This is a genomic window from Curvibacter sp. T50, from assembly GCF_057219955.1.
Map to the genome: position 1 here is coordinate 376,896 of NZ_JBXVVU010000002.1, position 20,679 is coordinate 397,574.

Here is a 20,679-nt window from a genome sequence, read left to right on the forward strand (position 1 = left end):
TTGAGCGTAGGTGTCGTTTGTGACGTTCCTATTACAGTGATGCGTCAGTCGGTTCGCAACAGGGTTTCCATGGGGACCGGTGCGTGTGACCCTTGTCCCTGCCCGACTATGCTGCACTGCGGTACCATCCATGTCCGGTCGCGACCTGACTCCCTGACCGGGCCATTGCCCCGGTGTCCCACTGATGAATGCTCCCATTTCGCTCGATCAATCTGGATCGGCAACCGCAACCGGCGCGCTCCGGTTGCGGGAGATCCCGTACAACTACACCTCTTTCTCTGACCGGGAGATCGTGATCCGGCTCCTTGGCACGCATGCCTGGGCACTGCTGAACGAGTTGCGTGGGGAGCGGCGGACCGGGCGGTCTGCCCGGATGCTGTACGAGGTTCTGGGTGACATCTGGGTCGTGCAACGCAATCCCTACCTGCAGGACGACCTGCTGGAGACCCCGCGTCGCCGACGCCAGTTGGTCGATGCCTTGCAGCACCGGCTCAGCGAAGTGCAGAAACGGCGCACCCCGCAGGACGACCCGTCTCGTGATGCCCTGGTGGGAGAGCTGCTCGATGCCGCGCGATCCGCAGTAGAGCGTTTTGCCCGCTCATTCGATGAAATGGGTGCGTTGCGCGAACGCGCCAGGCGGGCACTTCGGCGCCTGACCTCATCGGACAACATCAAGTTTGATGGGCTTTCGCGGGTCTCGCATGTCACGGACGCCACGGACTGGCGCGTGGAGTACCCCTTTGTGGTGCTGACGCCGGACAGCGAAGCGGAGTTGGCTGCGCTGGTGCAGGGTTGCATCGAGCTCGATCTGACGATCATTCCTCGCGGAGGTGGCACAGGGTATACGGGAGGCGCCGTCCCGCTGACGTGGAGAAGTGCTGTCATCAACACGGAGAAGCTCGAATCCATGACCGAGGTCGAATGGGTTGCCGTGCCAGGCCATGCTGAACCATTGCCTACGGTGTGGACTGAAGCGGGGGTGGTCACCCAGCGGGTGGCCGATGCTGCCGAGCGAGCCGGTTTTGTGTTTGCAGTGGACCCGACCAGCGCGGAGGCTTCCTGTATCGGTGGCAACATTGCGATGAATGCGGGTGGCAAGAAGGCGGTACTTTGGGGTACCGCTCTCGACAACCTGATCAGCTGGCGCATGGTGACCCCGGACGCCCAATGGCTGGAGGTGAAACGTTTGGACCACAACCTCGGCAAAATTCATGATGCCGAGGTGGCCCGATTCGAATTGACGTATTTCCAGGCGGACGGACGCACGATGATTCGTTCCGAGCGACTGGATATTGCGGGTCATACGTTCCGCAAGGAAGGTTTGGGAAAGGACGTTACCGACAAGTTTCTCAGTGGCTTGCCCGGAATCCAGAAAGAAGGCTGTGACGGCCTCATTACGAGCGCGCGGTGGCTGGTTCACCGCATGCCGGAACACGCACGTACGGTCTGTCTTGAGTTCTTCGGCAATCCGAAGGACGCGGTGCCTTCGATCGTCGAAATCAAAGACTTCATGTTTGCCGAACAGAAACGTTCGGGGACGCTGCTGGCCGGCCTGGAACACCTTGATGATCGTTATCTGAAGGCCGTCGGTTATGCGACCAAAAGCAAGAAGGGCAACGGCGGCCTGCCCAAGATGGTGCTGATCGGTGACATCGTTGGCGATGACGCCGACGCGGTTGCCCGTGCCACCAGTGAAGCCATCCGCATCGCCAACTCCCGCAGTGGCGAAGGATTTGTCGCCATCAGCCCCGAAGCGCGCAAGAAATTCTGGCTTGACCGCAAACGAACGGCGGCCATTTCCCGCCACACCAACGCCTTCAAGATCAATGAAGACGTGGTGATTCCGCTGCCGCGAATGGGCGAATACACCCTTGGTATCGAACGCATCAATATCGAGCTGTCCCTACGCAACAAGATTCGTCTGTGCGATGCGCTGGATGATTTTTTCCGCCGTGGCAACCTGCCTCTGGGGAAAACCGACTACGCCAGCGAAATTCCGAGCGCGGAGCTGCTGGAAGACCGCGTGCAACAGGCTCTGAACCTTGTCGAACAGGTTCGTGAGCAATGGAGCGGCTGGCTGCGCGAAGTGGAGATCCTTTTTCCGCAGTTGCAAGACCATCGCCTGCGGGCCAGCTGGAAGGCGCAGTTGCTTGCCCCGCTGGAACAGATTTTCTCCGGAGGCGCGTTCGGCCCTGTCCTCGCAGAATGCCTGGTCATTCACCGGCAGGTGCTCAAGGGGCGGGTTTGGGTGGCCTTGCACATGCACGCCGGCGACGGCAATGTGCACACCAATATCCCGGTCAACAGCGACGACTACGAGATGTTGCAAACGGCCCACGAGGCGGTGGCGCGCATCATGACCCTTGCGCGCAGCCTGGACGGTGTGATTTCTGGTGAGCACGGCATTGGCATCACCAAACTGGAATTCCTCACCGATGAGGAACTTGCGCCGTTTGCCCGTTACAAGGCCCTGGTCGACCCCCATGGGCGCTTCAACAAAGGCAAACTGTTGCGCGACGTGAGCGCCATGCCCGCGCTCGTGCAGGATGTGTCGCTGCGCCGCCCGGATCTTGCGCATGCCTACACGCCAAGTTTTGGCCTGATGGGCCACGAGTCTTTGATCATGCAGCAAAGCGATATCGGCGCGATTGCCGACTCGGTGAAAGACTGCCTGCGCTGCGGAAAGTGCAAGCCCGTCTGTGCGACGCATGTGCCTCGTGCCAATCTGCTTTACAGCCCGCGCAACAAGATTCTGGCAACGTCCCTGTTGATAGAGGCGTTCCTTTATGAGGAGCAGACGCGGCGGGGTATCAGCGTTCAGCACTGGCACGAATTCGAGGATGTGGCTGACCATTGCACGGTCTGCCACAAGTGCTACACGCCGTGTCCGGTCAAGATTGACTTCGGCGATGTGACCATGAACATGCGCAACTTGCTGCGCAAAATGGGGCAGAAAAGTTTCCGGCCCGGCAATGCGGCGGCCATGTTCTTTCTCAATGCCACCCGACCCGAGACGGTCAAACTGATGCGTACCGTCATGGTGGACGTGGGTTTCAAGGTTCAGCGGGTTGCCAACGATTTGCTGCAGCGGCTGGCGCGCAAGCAGACGTCCGTGCCGCCAGCCACGCTCGGTCCGGCACCCGTAAAGGAACAGGTCATCCACTTCATCAACAAGAAGATGCCGGCTGGCTTGCCAAGCAAGACAGCGCGAGCATTGCTGGATATCGAAGACAAAGACTACGTTCCTATCATCCGCAACCCGCAGGCCACGACCTCCGAGACAGAGGCCGTCTTCTATTTTCCCGGGTGTGGATCGGAGCGACTGTTCAGCCAGGTCGGTCTGGCAACTCAGGCCATGCTTTGGCACGCTGGTGTTCAGACTGTGCTGCCGCCGGGCTATCTCTGTTGCGGCTACCCCCAGCGCGGCTCGGGGCAATTCGAAAAAGCCGAGAAGATCATTACGGACAACAGGGTCCTGTTCCATCGGGTGGCCAACACGCTCAATTACCTCGATATCAAGACCGTGGTGGTGAGCTGTGGCACCTGCTTTGACCAGCTGCAAGGGTACAAGTTCGAGGAAATCTTCCCGGGATGTCGCATTGTCGACATCCATGAGTACCTCCTGGAAAAAGGCATCACGCTACCGGCGGGGCAGGGAGCCTATCTGTACCATGACCCCTGTCACAGCCCGATGAAGCAGCAGGACCCGATGAAGACCGTCAAAGCCCTGGTCGGCGAGGGGGTGGTCGAAAGCAAGCGTTGTTGCGGTGAGTCGGGCACGCTGGGCGTCACCCGGCCCGACATTTCGACCCAGGTCCGGTTCCGCAAAGAGGAAGAAATCCGCAAGAGTGAGGCATCGCTGCGTTCGGAGGGTGCTCTGGCGCCCGGCGCCAACATGAAGATACTGACTTCGTGCCCGAGTTGCCTGCAGGGGCTCAGCCGATACCGCGACGACCTGAACAGCGGCCTGCTGGAGGCGGATTACATTGTTGTCGAGATGGCCAACCAGCTTCTGGGGCCCCGCTGGATGCCCGATTTTGTTGCTGCCGCCAATGATGGCGGCATCGAACGTGTCCTTGTCTGATCCTGATTTCGGAGTTTGTTCGTGTCAACTGCTCGCAACCCCGGTCCGGTACCCGAAGCCCTCACCGTTCATGCCCAATCCCGCGTGCTGGAAATCGCGTTCGCCGACGGCGCTCGGTTTCGTATTCCGTTCGAATTGATGCGTGTCTATTCCCCATCGGCCGAGGTTCAAGGCCATGGGCCAGGCCAGGAAACCCTGCAGACCGGAAAGCGCGATGTCGGTGTGACCGCAGTTGAAGCGGTGGGCAATTACGCCATTCAGCCGACCTTTTCCGATGGCCACGACACCGGCATCTTTACCTGGGAATACCTGTACTTCCTTGGTTCAAGGGAGCGGGAGTTGTGGCAGGAATATTTTGAGCGCCTGGCGGCCGCCGGGATGGATCGCGATGCCCCAATGACGCTAAAGGCGGGCCATGGGTGCTCCAGCCATTGAAACGCTATCGAAAACATAGCAATAAACGACCTTTTTACATTGGGTTCAGGTGATTTTTGCGCATATTGCAACAAAAAGTATGCCTGGCGACAGGGTGATGAGCCTTTGGCGGCGCTGCCCGAATAGGATCGAAGCATGAGCACGACCCATTTTGGTTTTCAGACGGTCGACGAAGCCGACAAAGCGCGTCGAGTGAGGGGGGTGTTTGACTCGGTGGCATCCCGGTACGACGTGATGAACGACCTGATGTCATTGGGCCTGCATCGCCTGTGGAAGGCCTACGCGGTGAGTGTGGCCCATGTTCAGCCCGGGCAAGCCGTACTCGACATCGCCGGCGGAACCGGAGATCTGTCCGAAGCCTTTGCTCGCAAGGTCGGTCCGTCCGGACAGGTTGTGCACACCGACATCAATGAAGCCATGTTGCGAACCGGGCGCGATCGTCTGCTGGACGCGGGCGTTGTTTTGTCCAGCCTGGTATGCGATGCCGAAAAACTGCCGTTTCCCGATGCCCATTTCGATGTCGTGACGGTTGCTTTTGGATTGCGCAACATGACCCACAAGGACAGGGCGCTGCGCGAGATGTGCCGGGTTATCAAACCTGGCGGCAAGCTCTTGGTACTGGAGTTCTCCAAAGTGGCCGCACCACTGGCCAAGCCCTATGACTGGTACTCGTTTCAGGTCCTGCCGCGGCTGGGCAAGCTGGTCGCCGGTGATGATGCGAGCTACCGGTACCTCGCGGAGTCGATTCGGATGCATCCCGGGCAGGAAGAGCTCAAAGCCCTTATGAAAGAAGCGGGATTCGGACATGTGGATTTTCACAACCTCACAGGCGGGGTTGTGGCCTTGCATGTTGGAATTCGGTGCTGAGGGATTCTGTTTTCAATTCATCAAAGGAGGCGTCATGAAGGGCCTGTTCTCAATCATTCTTGCCGGTGTCATGGTTTTTGGGGCCATGGACGCGTCGGCCGCCAAACGGCTCGGTGGCGGCAAGTCCGTCGGTCAGCAATCGAGTAATGTGACCCAGCGCGAAGCCGTCAAGACACCTCCGGCGACGCCGACGCAGAACGCAGGTACGAGCGCAGCCGCTGGCTCGCCGGCGGCGGCCGGCGCGGCCGCTGCCGCACCCAAGAAGCCTTGGGGTGCCATGCTCGGCGGTCTGGCCGCCGGTCTCGGACTGGCCTGGCTGGCCAGTTCGCTGGGTTTCGGCGAGGCGTTCGGGCAGATTCTGCTGTTCCTTTTGCTAGGTCTGGTAGTGATGGTGGTGGTTGGCATGATCCTGCGGTCACGGCGCAATGCGGCCTCTCCGCAGGGACTGGCCTTGCAGGGTGCGGGTGGTGCTCCGGCCGGTGCTGTACCCCGCAGCTACAGCCCGGAGCATGTGGGCAATGACGCGTCAGCCCGCCCGTGGGAGCGCAGCAGCACCAGTTTCGATGCCTCCCGATATGCGCCGCAGACCGGCGGCTCCCTCATTGGTTCCGGTCTTGGGGGCTCTCAGGCGTGGGGCGTCCCGGCGGACTTCGATACAGCGGGCTTCGTCACGGCAGCGAAGCGTAATTTTGTGACGCTTCAGGACGCCTGGGATCGGGCCGATATCGCGACACTGCGTGCCATGATGACCGATTCCATGCTGGAAGAGATTCGCGCTCAGCTGTCGGAGCGGGAGAAACAGGCTCCCGGACAACCGAACCGAACCGAGGTGGTCATGCTGGAGGCTCAACTGCTTGGCATATCGGATTCGTCCGGCGAGTACATGGCCAGTGTCGAGTTCAACGGCATGATCCGCGAAGACCCGTCGGCGGGTCCGAGCCCCTTCCGTGAGGTCTGGAATATGACCAAACCGAAGGATGGTTCAGGCGGGTGGCTGGTGGCTGGCGTTCAGGCTTTGCAGTAAGCGCCTCGCTCAGCAGTCGCCCGGCGCGCTGGGCATTGCCGCAATTGCAGGAATAATCGGGGACTATGGCAACACAGTCCCCTTTTTCTTGGGTGTTTCAGGCGGCTACCGAACTGGTCTCTGGGCTTCGCCCTCCCAATTGGGTAACGGACGAGATTCGCAACCGCCTTATTCTCCTGCTCAACCACGTGATCCAGCAGGAGCCCGCGGCGCAACAGCGACTGGCCCGGCAGTCCGGCAAGTGCGTGCTGGTGCGTTGGCAATCGATCGAGTTCTCGCTCAGACCAACCGCAGCCGGCCTTTTGGAGCATTCAGACCAGGCGTCTGTTGTCGACTTGAGACTGACCGTGACCGAAGCCGACCCGTTGCAGTTGGCGCGCAAACTGTTCGATGGTGATAAGCCTGCGGTTCATGTGGAAGGCGATGTTCAACTCGCGGCCGAAATCAATTGGTTGGTGGATCATTTGCGCTGGGATCTTGAAGAAGATCTTTCGCGCCTGATCGGCGATGTGCCGGCCCATACCCTGGGAGAACTGGGGCGAGCGGTGGCCAGGGCTGTTCGAGATTTTGTCCGTACTCCCCGGGGCAGCACGAAAGCGGGCTCATGAATCGGCTTGTGCGGGGCATCTTCATTTTGTGGGTGGTCCTGAGGTTCGGCCTTGATGAGCTGGTGCTCAGCAATGTGCCGCAGGCATGGATTCGGCGTCTGGCACGGATTCTGACGCTTGGACGCAAGCTGGATGCCCCTCGCGGGGAGCGCCTTCGCGAGGCACTCGAACAACTGGGGCCGATTTTTGTCAAGTTCGGGCAGGTACTTTCAACCCGCCAAGACTTGCTGCCCCCCGATATTGCCGCTGAACTGGCCAAGCTGCAGGACCGGGTGCCCCCATTCAGCTCGGACATCGCGGTAGCAACCATCGAGCGGGCCTTCTCGCGGTCGGTCGCAGAGGTGTTTGCCAGCTTTGACCGGGTGCCCGTGGCCAGTGCGTCCATCGCGCAGGTCCACTTTGCCACCCTCCGCTCTCGGGACGGGAGACTTCGGGACGTTGCCGTCAAGGTCTTGCGCCCCGGAATGCTGGGGATCATCGAAAAGGACCTCGCCCTGATGCGGATGATGGCCTCGTGGGTCGAAGGGCTGTCCGCTGATGGAAAACGCCTGAAACCACGCGAAGTGGTTGCGGAATTTGACAAGTATCTGCATGACGAACTCGATCTGATCCGAGAGGCATCCAGCGCGGCCCAGTTGCGGCGCAATATGCAAGGCTTGGATCTGGTCCTGATTCCCGAAATGCACTGGGACTATTGCCACTCCGAAGTGATCGTGATGGAACGGATGGTGGGTATTCCCATCAGCCAGACCCAGCGCTTGCGCGACGCGGGAGTGGACATTCCGAAACTTGCGCGCGACGGCGTCACGATTTTTTTCACCCAGGTCTTTCGGGATGGCTTTTTCCATGCCGACATGCATCCGGGCAATATTCAGGTCAGTATTGATCCGTCCAGTTTCGGGCGTTTCATTTCGCTTGACTTCGGCATCGTGGGAACATTGACGGAGTTCGACAAGGAATACTTGGCCCAGAATTTCACGGCGTTCTTTCGCCGCGACTACAAAAGGGTGGCGGAGCTGCACATTGAATCCGGCTGGGTGCCCGCCGAGACCCGGGTGGATGAGCTCGAATCGGCCATTCGAAGTGTCTGCGAGCCGTATTTCGATCGACCATTGCGCGAGATTTCGCTCGGCATGGTGCTCATGCGACTTTTTCAGACGTCCCGGCGCTTCCATGTCGAGATCCAGCCGCAACTGGTGCTGTTGCAGAAAACCTTGCTCAACATCGAGGGGTTGGGCCGCCAACTTGATCCGGAGCTGGACCTGTGGAGTACGGCCAAGCCTTTTCTGGAAAAGTGGATGCTGGAACAACTGGGCCCTCAGAAGTTTCTGGATGAACTCAAGGCCCAGGCTCCGCGGTACGCCAAGCTGCTTCCCGAGTTGCCCCGGCTCCTTCATCAGCAGTTGCAGCACGGTGCGTTCGCATCGGGCCGTGAAGTTGCCCAGTTGATCGCTGAACAGAGAAGAACCAATCGACTGCTGCAAGCCGTCATTTATGGGGGGTTGGGATTTACCCTCGGCTTGCTGGCAATGCAATGGCTGATCCGCATTCGATTTTTCTAAAATTTCGCCCACCCGCCAACTTGAGGAGCGCTGCCCCGTGAATGCCTTGATTGTGTTTGTCGTTGCGTATCTGGCCGTTACCATCACCATCGGCTTGCTTGCGGCCCGCAGGGTGCATTCGTCCAAAGACTACATGGTTGCAGGACGCAGTCTGCCCCTGTACATGAATGTGGCGACGGTGTTTGCGACCTGGTTCGGGGCGGAAACCGTGTTGTCGGTCTCCGCGACCTTTGCCCGTGACGGCCTGTCCGGTATTCCGGGAGACCCGTTCGGTGCCTCGGTCTGCCTGGTTCTGGCGGCGTTGCTGTTTGCCCGTCTTTTCTACCGGATGAATCTGCTGACGATTGGCGATTTTTACAAGCAGCGCTACGGCAAAAGCGTCGAGGTGGTGACCAGTGTCGCCATCGTTGTCTCCTACCTCGGATGGACATCGGCGCAGTTGACTGCGCTGGGATTGGTCATCTACACCCTGAGCGGAGGTGCCCTCGAGCTCAACCACGCCATCCTTATCGGCGCGGCAGTCGTACTGGTCTACACCATATTCGGCGGCATGTGGTCAATTGCGTTCACCGACCTGTTGCAGACGATCGTGATTGTCATCGGCCTGACGTTGGTGGCGGTGCTGGTGGGTGATCTCGCCGGCGGGGCATCCAAGGTGATCTCCCAGGCGGCAGCGGAAGGCAAGTTCCAGTTCTTCCCCTCCGACGCTGCAGGCTGGTGGGCCATGGCCGGAGCGTTTTTTGCCTTTGCCTTCGGGTCAATTCCCCAGCAGGATGTTTTCCAGCGCATGACCAGTGCCAAAGACGAAAACACCGCCGTCCGAGGAACCCTCATCGGAGGTCTTCTGTACTTCGTGTTCGCCTTCGTCCCGATCTTCATTGCCTATGCGGCAGTGGTTGCCGATTCCAACCTTGCCGCCTTGTTCGGATCCGACGATGCCAGGGAAATCCAGCGGGTGTTGCCTGACATGGTTCTTGGAAAGATGCCCCTGTGGGCTCAGGTGATGTTTTTTGGCGCATTACTGTCTGCCATTCTGTCGACCGCCAGTGGCGCATTGCTTGCACCGACGTCTCTGTTCACGGAAAACGTGCTGCGCCCGCTTTCCCCGCGCATGGGTGACAAGCAATTCTTGCTGACTTTGCGCATCGTTCTGGTGACGTTCACGGCCTGCGCCTTGCTCTTTGCCCTGAACAGCAAGAGCACCATGTACGAGATGGTTCAGAACGCCTACAACGTGACGCTGGCCGGTGCGTTCATCCCCTTGCTGGCTGGCGCCTATTGGCGGCGAGCCACCACACAAGGCGCCCTGTTCTCGGCGGTTGGTGGCGTGGGGACCTGGTTGATCGCGCAAAACGTGGCTGCTGATGCCCTCGTTCCCGCCAACCTGATCGGACTGGCAGCCTCCGTGATCCTGATGGTGATTGGTTCGCTCGCACCGCAACTCATTGCTCCCAAGGGCCATCCGATTGCGCGGGCGCACACCCACTGAACTCTCAGGCAACGGGCCAGGCGCTTATAATTGCAGGTTTTCCCGAACTATGGTCGTTGCGCCGTGCCTATATACGCCTACAAGTGTGACTCCTGTGGACATGCCAAGGACGTCTTGCAAAAAGTCTCTGACGCACCCCTGTCGGAATGTCCGGCCTGCGGCGCCAGCACGTTCAAGAAGCAACTGACCGCAGCCGGTTTCCAACTCAAGGGAAACGGCTGGTATGCCACAGACTTCCGTGGCGCCGGCGCTTCCGGCGCCACGGCTGGTGCCGCCGCCGCAGCGACCGAAAAACCGGCGGCCGAGCCGGCCGCCGCCGCGGCAGCGAGCCCGTGTGGCGGATCGTGCAGCTGCCATTGAGTCCTCTCCTGCGCACGGCCTGATGGCCTGTCTGCGCCTCCAGTGTTTCAGCCCCTCCAACCAACGCTCACATGAAGCGACGCATCCAGCAATACTTTGTCACCGGGCTGCTGGTGTGGCTGCCCATGGGCGTGACGGTCTGGATCCTGTTGTGGCTCATGGGCCTGCTCGACGGGATCTTTCTGGCCTTGCTCGCGGCTGCCGATGCGGTGGCGCCGGGACTCAGCTCGTTGACCGGGCCGTTGCGCCGCATTCCTGGCCTGGGGGTCATTTTGGTTGCCGTGGTTGTTTTCGCCACCGGTGTATTCGTTGCCAACATGTTTGGTCAATGGTGGGTCCGCCAGTGGGATGGTTTGATGAACCGCATTCCGTTTGTGCGGAGCATCTACACCGGCGTCAAACAGGTTGCCGACACGCTGTTTTCCGGCAACGGACACGCTTTCTCCAAAGCCTTGCTGGTGCAGTACCCCCGCCAAGGCGCGTGGACCATCGCATTCCTGACGGGTCGGCCCTCCGGCGAAGTGGCAACGCACCTGACAGGCGAATTTGTCAGTGTGTATGTTCCGACGACGCCGAACCCGACGTCCGGATTTTTCCTGATGCTGCCCAAAGCCGACGTGATCGAACTGAAGATGACGGTCGATGAGGCGCTCAAGTACGTCATTTCGATGGGCGTCGTGGCCCCTGTGCCGCGGCACGCCGAGGCGGCCAAGCCTTTGCCCGTCCCGTTGAACTGAAAAAACTTCAAGGCCAGCGCCGTTGGCGCCGGCATCCCGCGAGAAAGAACCTCTATGTCGATGCGCTCCCAATACTGTGGTCTGGTAACCGAACAGCTCCTTGGCCAGTCGGTAACGCTGTGTGGCTGGGTCAACCGGCGCCGGGATCATGGCGGCGTCATTTTTGTCGATCTGCGTGATCGTGAGGGTTCGGTCCAGATCGTCTGCGATCCGGATCGCCCCGAGATGTTTGCTGCGGCAGAAGGCTTGCGCAACGAGTTTTGTGTGCAGGTGAAAGGGCTTGTTCGCGCACGTCCTGACGGGACAACCAATGACCAGCTCAAGAGTGGCAAGATCGAAGTGCTTTGCCACGAATTGACGGTTCTCAACCCGTCGGTAACACCGCCTTTCCTGCTCGACGACGACAATCTGAGTGAGACCACCCGCCTGACCCATCGGGTTCTGGACCTGCGTCGCCCCTACATGCAGAACAACCTCATGCTTCGCTACAAGGTGGCGATGGAGGTGCGCAAGTTTCTCGACGAGAACGGCTTCGTCGACATCGAAACGCCCATGCTGACAAAAAGCACGCCGGAAGGCGCTCGAGACTATCTCGTTCCCAGTCGGGTTCATGACGGACAGTTTTTTGCCCTGCCGCAATCGCCTCAGTTGTTCAAGCAGTTGTTGATGGTTGCTGGCTTTGACCGGTATTACCAGATCACCAAGTGTTTCCGTGACGAGGACCTTCGCGCCGATCGGCAGCCGGAGTTCACGCAGATTGACATCGAGACGTCTTTCCTGGGCGAGCAGGACATCCGTGACCTGTTCCAGGCGATGATCAAGAAGGTTTTTCTCAAGACGCTGAACGTCGATCTGGGGGCATTCCCCGTGATGGCGTATGCCGAGGCCATGCACCGCTTCGGCTCCGACAAGCCAGACCTTCGTGTGAAGCTGGAGTTTGCCGAACTGACCGACGTGATGGCCGACGTTGATTTCAAGGTCTTCTCCGGCCCGGCCACCAACAAGGGCGGGCGTGTGGTTGCATTGCGGGTGCCGGGCGGTGCCGAGATGAGCCGAGGCGAAATCGACGGATACACCGAATTTGTCAAGATCTACGGTGCGAAGGGGCTTGCCTGGATCAAGGTCAACGAAGCCGCCAAGGGGCGTGACGGTCTCCAGTCCCCGATTGTCAAAAACCTGCACGACGCGGCTGTGGCGGAAATCCTCAAGCGGACCGGCGCGCAAGATGGCGACATCCTGTTCTTTGGCGCCGACAAGGCCAAAGTGGTCAACGACGCCATTGGTGCGCTGCGACTGAAAATTGGACACAGCGCGTTTGCCCGCAAGACGGGGCTTTTCGAGGACCGTTGGGCGCCACTGTGGGTGGTTGACTTCCCGATGTTCGAGTTTGACGAAGAGGCCCAGCGCTACACGGCCGTGCATCACCCGTTCACAGCGCCCAAAGATGGTCATGAAGACTGGATGGTGACCGCACCCGAGCGCTGCATCGCCAAAGGCTACGACATGGTGCTCAATGGCTGGGAGATCGGTGGTGGCTCAGTACGTATCCACCGCGCGGATGTGCAGCAAAAGGTGTTTGACGCACTCAAGATCACTCCGGATGAGGCCAAGATCAAATTCGGCTTCCTCTTGGATGCCTTGCAGTACGGTGCGCCGCCCCATGGTGGCCTGGCTTTCGGGCTGGACCGCATCGTCACCCTCATGACCGGGGCCGAATCCATTCGGGACGTCATCGCCTTCCCCAAGACCCAGCGCGCCCAGTGTCTGCTGACCCAGGCCCCCAGCCTGGTGGACGAAAAGCAACTGCGCGAATTGCATATCCGCCTGCGCAATCCTGTGGCCAGCTGAAACCGCTGGTTCCAGAGAAAAAAGGTGCTTCACAAGCACCTTTTTTCTTTTGGGGAGATGCGTGTGGCGACGCGGTTTGCTGCCAAAATGTTTGCGTCATCCATTTTCAGCCGGAGGGAAAAAGCCATGAACACTGTCAACGAAACCAATCTGGCCAGCAAGGAAAAGCTGGTTGCCGACCTCAAACTCGTCATTGCCGACGCCGAGGAACTGCTTGCAGCCACCGCACATCAAACCGAAGGCAAAGTGGCTGAATTGCGCGAGCGCGTGGCCCTGAACCTGAAGGAAGCCCGATACAAACTGGCCGATGCGGAAGCGGCGATCCGGGCCAAGACCCGCGAAGTCGCTCGCGCCACCGATGACTATGTGCACGAGCACCCCTGGAAAGCCATTGGCGCGGCCGCCGGGGTGGGGTTGATTGTCGGACTGCTGATCGGGCGTCGGTGAACGGCGCTGTCCAGTCAGGTCATTGAGTGTCGGAACAGCCGCCGCCACTGGCCAGGTCTTTGAGGGGCCTGGCGGCGACTTTGCTGGGTCTGGCCCAGGTTCGCCTCGAACTCCTGTCCGTCGAAGCCCGCGAAGAGGCACTTCGGCTCGGCGAAATCCTGCTTTATGGGGCGATTGCCCTCACCATGCTCAGTGTCGGGGTGGCTTTTCTTGCCATCTTCCTGACCGTGCTGTTGTGGGACTCGCACCGCTTGCTGGCGCTGGCGGTATTCGCCACACTTTTTGTCAGTGGAGGCATCGTGGCGGCCTGGGTTGCGCGGGATCGGGTGCGACAAGGTTCGCGCCTGTTTGCCGAGAGTATCCGCGAGCTTCAGAAAGACCGCACCAAGCTCGAACCATGACTTCGCCGGCGTCACCAATCCACGAGTCAACCCGTGATCGGCTGGCCCGGCGCCGGGTGGAACTGACCGCGCAGTCGGCGCAATTGCGCGGCGAGTTGGCCAGGCAATCGGAGGTTCTGGCAACCCCATTGGCGATCGCGGACGGGGTGCGCCTTGCGGGCCTCTGGGTGCGAGACCATCCGCTGGTTGTGGTGGTTGCCGTTTCCGTGCTGGTGATCTGGAGGCCCCGGCGGCTTGTCACCTGGCCGGCTCGGGCCTGGACGGCGTGGCGCTGGTGGAGCCGGTTGCGGCCCACGGTGAGCCGCATGATGATCGTGCTGCGCGGGTGAGCAAGCCCCGCCGAGGCTTCAGCCCAACCGTGCCAGCTGATCGCGAATCTTCGCCAGCGTGGCCGTGAAGTCGGCCAGGCGCTTTCTCTCCTGTTCCAGCACCGCCGCCGGTGCCTTGGCCACAAAGGCCTCGTTGGCCAGTTTGCCGCCGGCCTTGGCAATTTCGCCTTCCAGACGGGCCGCTTCCTTGCCCAGGCGGACTTTTTCTGCCGCCACGTCGATTTCGATGAACAGGCACAGCCGGGTGTCGCCCACCACGGCGACCGGTGCCGTCTGGGCGGCCGCGACCCAGCTCGCTTCGTCGTCGAACACCCGGACTTCGCTGAGTTTGGCCAGTGCCTGCAGCACCGGCCCGGCCATGCGCATGAACGCGGCGTCGCCCACGGCATACAGCGGCAGCCGGGTGGCGGGCGACACGTTCATCTCGCCGCGCAGGTTGCGGCAGGCATCGACCAGGGTCTTGAGCCGGGCCACATGGGCTTCGGCGGCCTCGTCAACGCGTTCGGGCTGGCTCACCGGATAGGCCGCGACGCTCACCGAGGCACCGGCGCGTCCGGCCACCGGGGCCACCTTCTGCCAGAGCTCCTCGGTGATGAAGGGCGTGATCGGGTGGGCGAGCCGCAGGATGGTTTCCAGCGTGCGGATCAGCGTGCGGCGGGTGCCGCGTTTCTGTTCGTCATTGCCGGTGTTGATCTGCACCTTGGCGATTTCCAGGTACCAGTCGCAGAACTCGTTCCAGACGAAGTCGTAGATGGCGTTGGCCACGTTGTCCAGGCGGTACTCGGCAAAGCCCTTGGCCACTTCGGCTTCCACCCGCTGCAGGCGCGAGACGATCCAGCGGTCGGCCTGGGAGAAGTCGAGATAGCCGCCGCCGGGCACACAGGCGTCGGCGCTGTGGTCGGACAGGCCACAGTCCTGGCCTTCGCAGTTCATCAGCACAAAACGCGTGGCGTTCCACAGCTTGTTGCAGAAATTGCGGTAGCCCTCGCAGCGTTTGCTGTCGAAGTTGATGCTGCGCCCCAGCGAGGCCAGCGCCGCAAAGGTGAAGCGCAGTGCGTCCGCGCCATAAGCCGGAATGCCATCGGGGAATTCCTTTTCGGTCTGCTTGCGCACCTTCGGCGCGGTTTCCGGCTTGCGCAGGCCGGTGGTGCGCTTGTCCAGCAGCGGCGGCAGGGCAATGCCGTCGATCAGGTCCACCGGGTCGAGCACGTTGCCTTCCGACTTGCTCATCTTCTGGCCCTGGGCGTCGCGCACCAGGCCGTGGATGTAGACGTCGCGGAACGGCACGCGGCCGGTGAAGTGGGTGGTCATCATGATCATCCGGGCCACCCAGAAGAAGATGATGTCGTAGCCCGTGACCAGCACACTGCTGGGCAGGTAGAGGTTGTAGTCGTCGGTTGCCTTGTCACCCTGGCCAGGCCAGCCCATGGTGCTGAAAGGCACCAGCGCCGACGAGTACCAGGTGTCCAGCACATCCGGGTCACGGGTCAGTGTCTTGCCCGCGCCCGCCAGCACCTGCGCCTCGGCTTCGGTGCGGGCCACATAGACCTGGCCTTGCTCGTCGTACCAGGCCGGAATCTGGTGGCCCCACCACAGCTGGCGGCTGATGCACCAGTCCTGGATGTTGTTCATCCACTGGTTGTAGGTGTTCACCCAGTTTTCCGGCACGAAGCGCACCTGGCCGCTGGCCACGGCGTCGATGGCTTTCTGCGTGATGCTTTTTCCGATCGGGTCCTGGTCGGACACCTTGGTCATCGCCACAAACCACTGGTCGGTCAGCATGGGCTCGATCACCTGGCCGGTGCGGGCGCAGCGCGGCACCATCAGTTTGTGCTTCTTGACCTCGGCCAGCAGACCGGCGGCTTCGAGGTCCGCCACCACCTGCTTGCGGGCGACAAAGCGGTCCAGGCCGCGGTATTTTTGCGGGGCGTTGTCGTTGATGGTCGCATTGAGGTGCAGCACACCGATGATCGGCAGCTGATGCCGCTGGCCCACCGCGTAGTCGTTGGCGTCGTGCGCCGGCGTGACCTTCACCACGCCGGTGCCGAAGGTCCGGTCCACATACTCGTCGGCAATCACCGGGATTTCACGGTCACACAGGGGCAGCCGCACATAGTGGCCGATCAGGTGTGCGTAGCGCTCATCCTCCGGGTGCACCATCACGGCCACGTCGCCCAGCAGCGTTTCCGGGCGGGTGGTGGCCACGGTCAGGTGGCCGGAGCCGTCCACCAGCGGGTACTGGATGTGCCACAGGTGGCCGTCTTCCTCCTCGCTCTCCACCTCGAGGTCGGACACGGCGGACATCAGCACCGGGTCCCAGTTCACCAGGCGTTTGCCGCGGTAGATCAGGCCCTGCTCGTACAGCTTCACGAAGGTGTCGGTGACCACACCCGAGAGCTTCTCGTCCATGGTGAAGTATTCGCGGCTCCAGTCCACGCTGTCGCCCATGCGGCGCATCTGCGAGGTGATGGTGTTGCCCGATTGCTCCTTCCACTCCCACACCTTGGCGACGAAGTTCTTGCGTGCCTCGGCGGGTGTCGGGCCCATGTCGTGGCGGCTGATGCCTTTTTCCTGCAGCTGGCGCTCCACCACGATCTGCGTGGCGATGCCGGCGTGGTCGGTACCGGGAATCCACGCGGTGTTGAAGCCCATCATGCGGTGGTAGCGGGTCAGGCTGTCCATGATGGTCTGGTTGAACGCATGGCCCATGTGCAGCGTGCCGGTCACGTTGGGCGGCGGCAGCTGGATGGCAAAGTTCCGGCCCGCCGCCGCTGCTTCGGCGCTGGGTGCCGAGGTGCCGCGGAAACCCGCGACGCCGTAGCCGCGCTTTTCCCATTCAGGGCCCCAGTGCGCTTCCAGCGCGGCGGGCTCGAACGATTTGGACAGGGATTGCAGGCCGGGCTGCTGGAGGGTGTCGCTCATGGGGTCGCTCAATAGGGATCGCCCGTTGGGGCGGTATCGCGGAATGAACAACGGCATCCGTCGGGATGCCGTTGCCCCGCCGGTCCAGGCGGGGTGGAGATCGGTCAATTTTATGCGATGCCGGGGTGTTTGGCGGACGGCCGCTTCAGGCGCGCGGCGTCGCCCGCGCGATGATGGCCGCGCAGTCCACCCCCCGGGGCAGGCTGCCGTAATTGCGGTGGCCCTCGCCGCCCAGGCGCGAGGCACAGAACGCATCCGCCACGGCCGCCGGCGCGTGCTGCACCAGCAGCGCCGCCTGGATGGCCAGCGCCATGTGGTCCACGACACCGCGGGCGCGGTATTCCAGGTCCGACAGGTCGCGGAACTCCTTCTTCAGCGCCGCCACCCAGCCGTCCAGCGCCGCGTTGGCGCCGCGCGCCTGTCCCACCTCGCGGAAGAAGGCGTCGACCACGGCGGGGGTTTTCTGCATCGCGCGCAGCACGTCCAGGCACTGCACGTTGCCGCTGCCTTCCCAGATGGCGTTGACGGGCGACTCTCGGAACAGCCGCGGGAAGGGGCTGTCTTCCATCACGCCGCTGCCGCCGATGCACTCCATCGCCTCGTAGGCGTGGTTCGGGGTGCGCTTGCAGATCCAGTATTTGCCCACGGCGGTGACCAGGCGCACCAGCAGGTCTTCGTGCGGGTCGTCGCGGTGGTCCATCGCACGGGCCATGCGCAGCGTCAGCGCCAGCGATCCTTCGTGCTCCAGCACCAGGTCGGCCAGCACGTTCTGCATCAGCGGCTGTTCGTTCAGCACCCGGCCGAAGGCCGAGCGGATCGAGCAGTGGTGCAGCGCCTGCGCCACGGCTGCCCGTTGCCCGGCACTGGAGCCGATCATGCAGTCGAAGCGTGTCATGGCCACCATGTCGATGATGGTGCGCACGCCGCGGCCTTCCTCACCCACCATCCAGGCCAGCGCGCCGCGCAGCTCGGTCTCGCTGGACGCGTTCGACACGTTCCCCATCTTGCGTTTCAGGCGCAGCACCTGCAGCGGGTTCTTGGTGCCGTCCGGCCGCCAGCGCGGCAGCAGAAAGCAGGAGAGTCCGCCCGGCGCCTGCGCCAGCACCAGGAAGGCGTCACACATCGGGGCCGAGACGAAATACTTGTGGCCCACCAGCTCGTAGGCCTGGCCCGGGCCTTCCAGGCCCACCGGGTAGGCGCGGGTGCTGTTGGCCCGCACGTCCGAGCCGCCCTGTTTCTCGGTCATCGCCATGCCGATGGTCAGGCCGGCTTTTTGCGCATCGGGCACGTTGCGCGGGTCGTACACCCGGGCGGTGATCTTCGGCTCCCACAGGGCGCCCAGCGCAGGCGTGTGGCGCAGCGCCGGGATGGCCGCAAACGTCATCGTGATCGGGCAGCCGTGGCCGGCCTCCACCTGGGTCTGCAGGTAGGTGCGGGCGGCGCGGGCCACGTGGGCGCCGGGCTTGGGGTCGGTCCAGGGCGAGGCGTGCAGGCCGTGCTCGATGGCGGTCTGCATCAGCCGGTGGTAGCTCGGGTGGAAGCGCACCAGATCGACCCGGTTGCCGAAGCGGTCGTGGGTGTCGAATTCGGGCGGGTGGCGGTTGGCCAGCGCGCCGAGTTCGATGTAGTCGGCCGAGCCGGTGAGCTGCCCGAAGGCGGTGAGCGACTCCTGCGCCCAGCCGGCGCCTTCGCGCGCCACCCCTTCCACCAGGGCGGCGTCCTGCGTGAAGGGGTTGTAGTCCACCAGTTCGCGCGAGACGTTGCTCACCTCGTGGGTCTGGGCCAGATACAGGGTGTCGCGCGGCAGGGTTTCGGGGGCGTTCATGGCAGAGTCTCCAGATCAGCGGGGTGGGGGGTGGCCAGTTGGGCGGCGGCTGGACCGCTCGGCGGCGTGCGCCGCGAGCCGGCCAGAAACTGCTTCCAGATAAGTTGCCCGGCCGCGTCGAAGCGGCGCACGGCGTCGGCAAAGGCGGCGCGGGCGGTGGTGTTCACCATGGGTTCGGGTAGCAGTGGGTCGAACACCAGCGCGTGGATGGCGTCGTGGCCCATGACCAGCGATTCGCGGGCCGCTTCATCGAGCGACAGCGAGCCAGCGCCGGCAAGCCACCGGTCCAGCCGGTCGGTGCGTTCGGCGTAGGCATGGTTCAGGCCGGCGCCATCCCACAGGCCGTGGGCGTCACGCTCGCGGGTGGGGCCCAGATCGCGGGCAACAAATACCGTCAGGTCCGAATTCGGGCACAGGCTGGCCAGGCGCGCGCGCACGCCGGCCACGCCACCGGCCAGGTTGTCCGGGCGCAGGTACAGGCCGCGCTCCAGCTCGGCCAGGCCCAGCAGGTCCAGCGCCCGTTCGCGGCTGCGTAGCGCGGCGCGGTCGCTGCGTCCCAGCGCTCCGGCGTGTACGGCCACCCAGTCGCCAAGCCAGGGGCGCACCCGCTGCTCGCCGGCCCGCCAGGTGGCGACATCGGCCGCCAGGGGTTGCGCGGCGGCGCCCAGTGTGTACAGCCCGCGTCCGCCCGGTTGCAGCATGCCGGCAGCCACCAGGCGCGCCAGCGCCACCCGGGTGCTGCCTTCCTGCACGCCCATCAGCGCGCAGGCGGCCACCGCCTCGCGCGCGCCCAGGGGCGCGCCGCCGGCCCCCAGCAGGAGGTTCAGGATCAGCGCGCGCGGACTGACGTTCATGGCGGAATATTACGTTTGGTCGCGAGCGTTTGCAATATCTGTAATAAAGATTGTCTGACGCTTTACCGCCAGACCGGGGCGCGTGAAAAAGGGCTGGGGCGGTCGAATTTTGGCGAAAAGTGGCGATACCCAGCGTAAAAAGGTCGATTTATGCTATTGAAATCAGAGTATTTCGGACTCTCCCGACAACACCTGGCAAGGGCCACGGCCTGCTGCTGCATTCCCGCATCGCCATAGCTTTATTTCATCGGCGAGATTGACGCCATTCATTGGACTGTGCAGGCGCTGGCGCCTACGCTGGCGGAGCGCCGGGACCAGCCTTCGCCGCTGGCCCCCGTAACGCAACACCCCGTTCCACCCCACGATGAGGAGATCGCCATGCCCACACTCAAAGGCTCCCGCACCGAGCAGCACCTGAAAGACGCCTTCGCCGGCGAATCACAGGCCAACCGCCGTTACCTGTACTTCGCGAACAAGGCCGACGTCGAAGGCCAGAACGATGTGGCGGCGCTGTTCCGCTCGACCGCCGAAGGCGAAACCGGCCACGCGCACGGCCACCTGGAGTTTCTGGAGCAATCCGGCGACCCGGCCACCGGCCTGCCCATCGGCAGCACCCGCCAGAACCTGGCTGCCGCCGTCGCCGGCGAGACGCACGAGTACACCGACATGTACCCCGGCATGGCCAAGACCGCCCGCGAGGAAGGTTTTGACGAAATTGCCGACTGGTTCGAAACCCTGGCCAAGGCCGAGCGTTCCCACGCCAACCGCTACCAGAAGGCCCTGAACGAGCTGGTGGACTGAAGCGTTCGCCCCTCGCCACCGCCCGGCCGCCCGGCCGGGCGTTTGGCCCAGGGCCTGGCCACACGCCGGACCCTGGGCCAAACCCA

Annotated in this window: 17 protein-coding genes; 14 read left to right on the plus strand and 3 right to left on the minus strand. The window is 62.5% G+C overall.

What is annotated here, in order from left to right; translation table 11 throughout:
* Positions 1 to 184 precede the first annotated feature (184 nt).
* The 13 genes from AC2EBU_RS11125 (at position 185) to AC2EBU_RS11185 (ending at position 14,191) form a co-directional block, all read left to right on the plus strand.
* Positions 185 to 4,084 carry a DUF3683 domain-containing protein gene (locus tag AC2EBU_RS11125; RefSeq protein WP_484610483.1) on the plus strand — a complete coding sequence of 1,300 codons (3,900 nt, stop codon included), beginning with the start codon at positions 185 to 187 and terminating at the stop codon, positions 4,082 to 4,084.
* Between the two features lie 21 nt (positions 4,085 to 4,105).
* A complete protein-coding gene (locus AC2EBU_RS11130; protein ID WP_484610484.1) occupies positions 4,106 to 4,519 on the plus strand; it encodes a gamma-butyrobetaine hydroxylase family protein in 414 nt (137 codons plus the stop codon).
* 135 nt (positions 4,520 to 4,654) lie between these two features.
* Complete coding sequence (gene ubiE, locus AC2EBU_RS11135; RefSeq protein ID WP_484610485.1) at positions 4,655 to 5,386, plus strand: bifunctional demethylmenaquinone methyltransferase/2-methoxy-6-polyprenyl-1,4-benzoquinol methylase UbiE; 732 nt, start codon at positions 4,655 to 4,657, stop codon at positions 5,384 to 5,386.
* Between the two features lie 34 nt (positions 5,387 to 5,420).
* Positions 5,421 to 6,410 carry a Tim44 domain-containing protein gene (locus AC2EBU_RS11140; protein ID WP_484610486.1) on the plus strand — a complete coding sequence of 330 codons (990 nt, stop codon included), beginning with the start codon at positions 5,421 to 5,423 and terminating at the stop codon, positions 6,408 to 6,410.
* Between the two features lie 65 nt (positions 6,411 to 6,475).
* Positions 6,476 to 7,018, plus strand: coding sequence for a ubiquinone biosynthesis accessory factor UbiJ (locus AC2EBU_RS11145; protein ID WP_484610487.1), 543 nt, complete (start codon positions 6,476 to 6,478; stop codon positions 7,016 to 7,018).
* On the plus strand, positions 7,015 to 8,580 hold the full coding sequence (ubiB, locus tag AC2EBU_RS11150) for a ubiquinone biosynthesis regulatory protein kinase UbiB (protein ID WP_484610488.1): 1,566 nt from the start codon (positions 7,015 to 7,017) through the stop codon (positions 8,578 to 8,580). Before AC2EBU_RS11145 ends, ubiB begins: the two co-directional genes overlap by 4 nt.
* 37 nt (positions 8,581 to 8,617) lie before the next feature.
* Complete coding sequence (locus AC2EBU_RS11155; protein WP_484610489.1) at positions 8,618 to 10,069, plus strand: high affinity choline transporter 1; 1,452 nt, start codon at positions 8,618 to 8,620, stop codon at positions 10,067 to 10,069.
* A 63-nt stretch (positions 10,070 to 10,132) separates the two neighbouring features.
* Complete coding sequence (locus AC2EBU_RS11160) at positions 10,133 to 10,429, plus strand: FmdB family zinc ribbon protein (RefSeq protein ID WP_484610490.1); 297 nt, start codon at positions 10,133 to 10,135, stop codon at positions 10,427 to 10,429.
* A 71-nt stretch (positions 10,430 to 10,500) separates the two neighbouring features.
* The gene (locus AC2EBU_RS11165) at positions 10,501 to 11,166 is read left to right on the plus strand and encodes a DUF502 domain-containing protein (RefSeq protein WP_484610491.1); all 666 of its coding nucleotides are present in this window, start codon (positions 10,501 to 10,503) and stop codon (positions 11,164 to 11,166) included.
* Positions 11,167 to 11,220: 54 nt separating this feature from the next.
* Positions 11,221 to 13,014, plus strand: a complete 1,794-nt coding sequence (gene aspS / locus AC2EBU_RS11170) for an aspartate--tRNA ligase (protein ID WP_484610492.1) — start codon at positions 11,221 to 11,223, stop codon at positions 13,012 to 13,014.
* Between the two features lie 126 nt (positions 13,015 to 13,140).
* The gene (locus tag AC2EBU_RS11175; RefSeq protein WP_484610493.1) at positions 13,141 to 13,461 is read left to right on the plus strand and encodes an ElaB/YgaM/YqjD family protein; all 321 of its coding nucleotides are present in this window, start codon (positions 13,141 to 13,143) and stop codon (positions 13,459 to 13,461) included.
* Between the two features lie 26 nt (positions 13,462 to 13,487).
* Entirely contained in the window at positions 13,488 to 13,862 is a 375-nt protein-coding gene (locus AC2EBU_RS11180; protein WP_484610494.1) for a phage holin family protein, read from the plus strand.
* Positions 13,859 to 14,191 (plus strand): YqjK family protein, encoded by a 333-nt coding sequence (locus tag AC2EBU_RS11185; RefSeq protein WP_484610495.1) that lies wholly within the window; start codon positions 13,859 to 13,861, stop codon positions 14,189 to 14,191. Before AC2EBU_RS11180 ends, AC2EBU_RS11185 begins: the two co-directional genes overlap by 4 nt.
* Before the next feature lie 18 nt (positions 14,192 to 14,209).
* Here the strand turns inward: AC2EBU_RS11185 and AC2EBU_RS11190 are convergent, their stop codons facing one another.
* The 3 genes from AC2EBU_RS11190 to AC2EBU_RS11200 all read right to left on the minus strand — a co-directional run bounded on the left by AC2EBU_RS11190 (position 14,210) and on the right by AC2EBU_RS11200 (position 19,792).
* A complete protein-coding gene (locus tag AC2EBU_RS11190; protein ID WP_484610496.1) occupies positions 14,210 to 17,113 on the minus strand; it encodes a valine--tRNA ligase in 2,904 nt (967 codons plus the stop codon).
* 145 nt (positions 17,114 to 17,258) lie between these two features.
* A complete protein-coding gene (locus tag AC2EBU_RS11195) occupies positions 17,259 to 18,938 on the minus strand; it encodes an isovaleryl-CoA dehydrogenase (RefSeq protein WP_484610497.1) in 1,680 nt (559 codons plus the stop codon).
* Entirely contained in the window at positions 18,935 to 19,792 is an 858-nt protein-coding gene (locus AC2EBU_RS11200; protein ID WP_484610498.1) for a PaaX family transcriptional regulator C-terminal domain-containing protein, read from the minus strand. Before AC2EBU_RS11200 ends, AC2EBU_RS11195 begins: the two co-directional genes overlap by 4 nt.
* Positions 19,793 to 20,170: 378 nt before the next feature.
* Between AC2EBU_RS11200 and AC2EBU_RS11205 the strand changes: the two genes are divergently transcribed.
* The gene (locus AC2EBU_RS11205; protein ID WP_484610499.1) at positions 20,171 to 20,593 is read left to right on the plus strand and encodes a rubrerythrin family protein; all 423 of its coding nucleotides are present in this window, start codon (positions 20,171 to 20,173) and stop codon (positions 20,591 to 20,593) included.
* Positions 20,594 to 20,679: the final 86 nt, after the last annotated feature.

Coding starts and splice junctions, on each gene's coding strand:
- AC2EBU_RS11205 (WP_484610499.1), top strand. CDS start 20,171: ATGCCCACACTCAAAGGCTCCCGCACCGAGCAGCACCTGAAAGACGCC.
- AC2EBU_RS11165 (WP_484610491.1), top strand. CDS start 10,501: ATGAAGCGACGCATCCAGCAATACTTTGTCACCGGGCTGCTGGTGTGG.
- AC2EBU_RS11145 (WP_484610487.1), top strand. CDS start 6,476: ATGGCAACACAGTCCCCTTTTTCTTGGGTGTTTCAGGCGGCTACCGAA.
- ubiB (WP_484610488.1), top strand. CDS start 7,015: ATGAATCGGCTTGTGCGGGGCATCTTCATTTTGTGGGTGGTCCTGAGG.
- AC2EBU_RS11125 (WP_484610483.1), top strand. CDS start 185: ATGAATGCTCCCATTTCGCTCGATCAATCTGGATCGGCAACCGCAACC.
- aspS (WP_484610492.1), top strand. CDS start 11,221: ATGTCGATGCGCTCCCAATACTGTGGTCTGGTAACCGAACAGCTCCTT.
- AC2EBU_RS11190 (WP_484610496.1), bottom strand. CDS start 17,113: ATGAGCGACACCCTCCAGCAGCCCGGCCTGCAATCCCTGTCCAAATCG.
- AC2EBU_RS11175 (WP_484610493.1), top strand. CDS start 13,141: ATGAACACTGTCAACGAAACCAATCTGGCCAGCAAGGAAAAGCTGGTT.
- AC2EBU_RS11195 (WP_484610497.1), bottom strand. CDS start 18,938: ATGAACGCCCCCGAAACCCTGCCGCGCGACACCCTGTATCTGGCCCAG.
- AC2EBU_RS11140 (WP_484610486.1), top strand. CDS start 5,421: ATGAAGGGCCTGTTCTCAATCATTCTTGCCGGTGTCATGGTTTTTGGG.
- AC2EBU_RS11185 (WP_484610495.1), top strand. CDS start 13,859: ATGACTTCGCCGGCGTCACCAATCCACGAGTCAACCCGTGATCGGCTG.
- ubiE (WP_484610485.1), top strand. CDS start 4,655: ATGAGCACGACCCATTTTGGTTTTCAGACGGTCGACGAAGCCGACAAA.
- AC2EBU_RS11200 (WP_484610498.1), bottom strand. CDS start 19,792: ATGAACGTCAGTCCGCGCGCGCTGATCCTGAACCTCCTGCTGGGGGCC.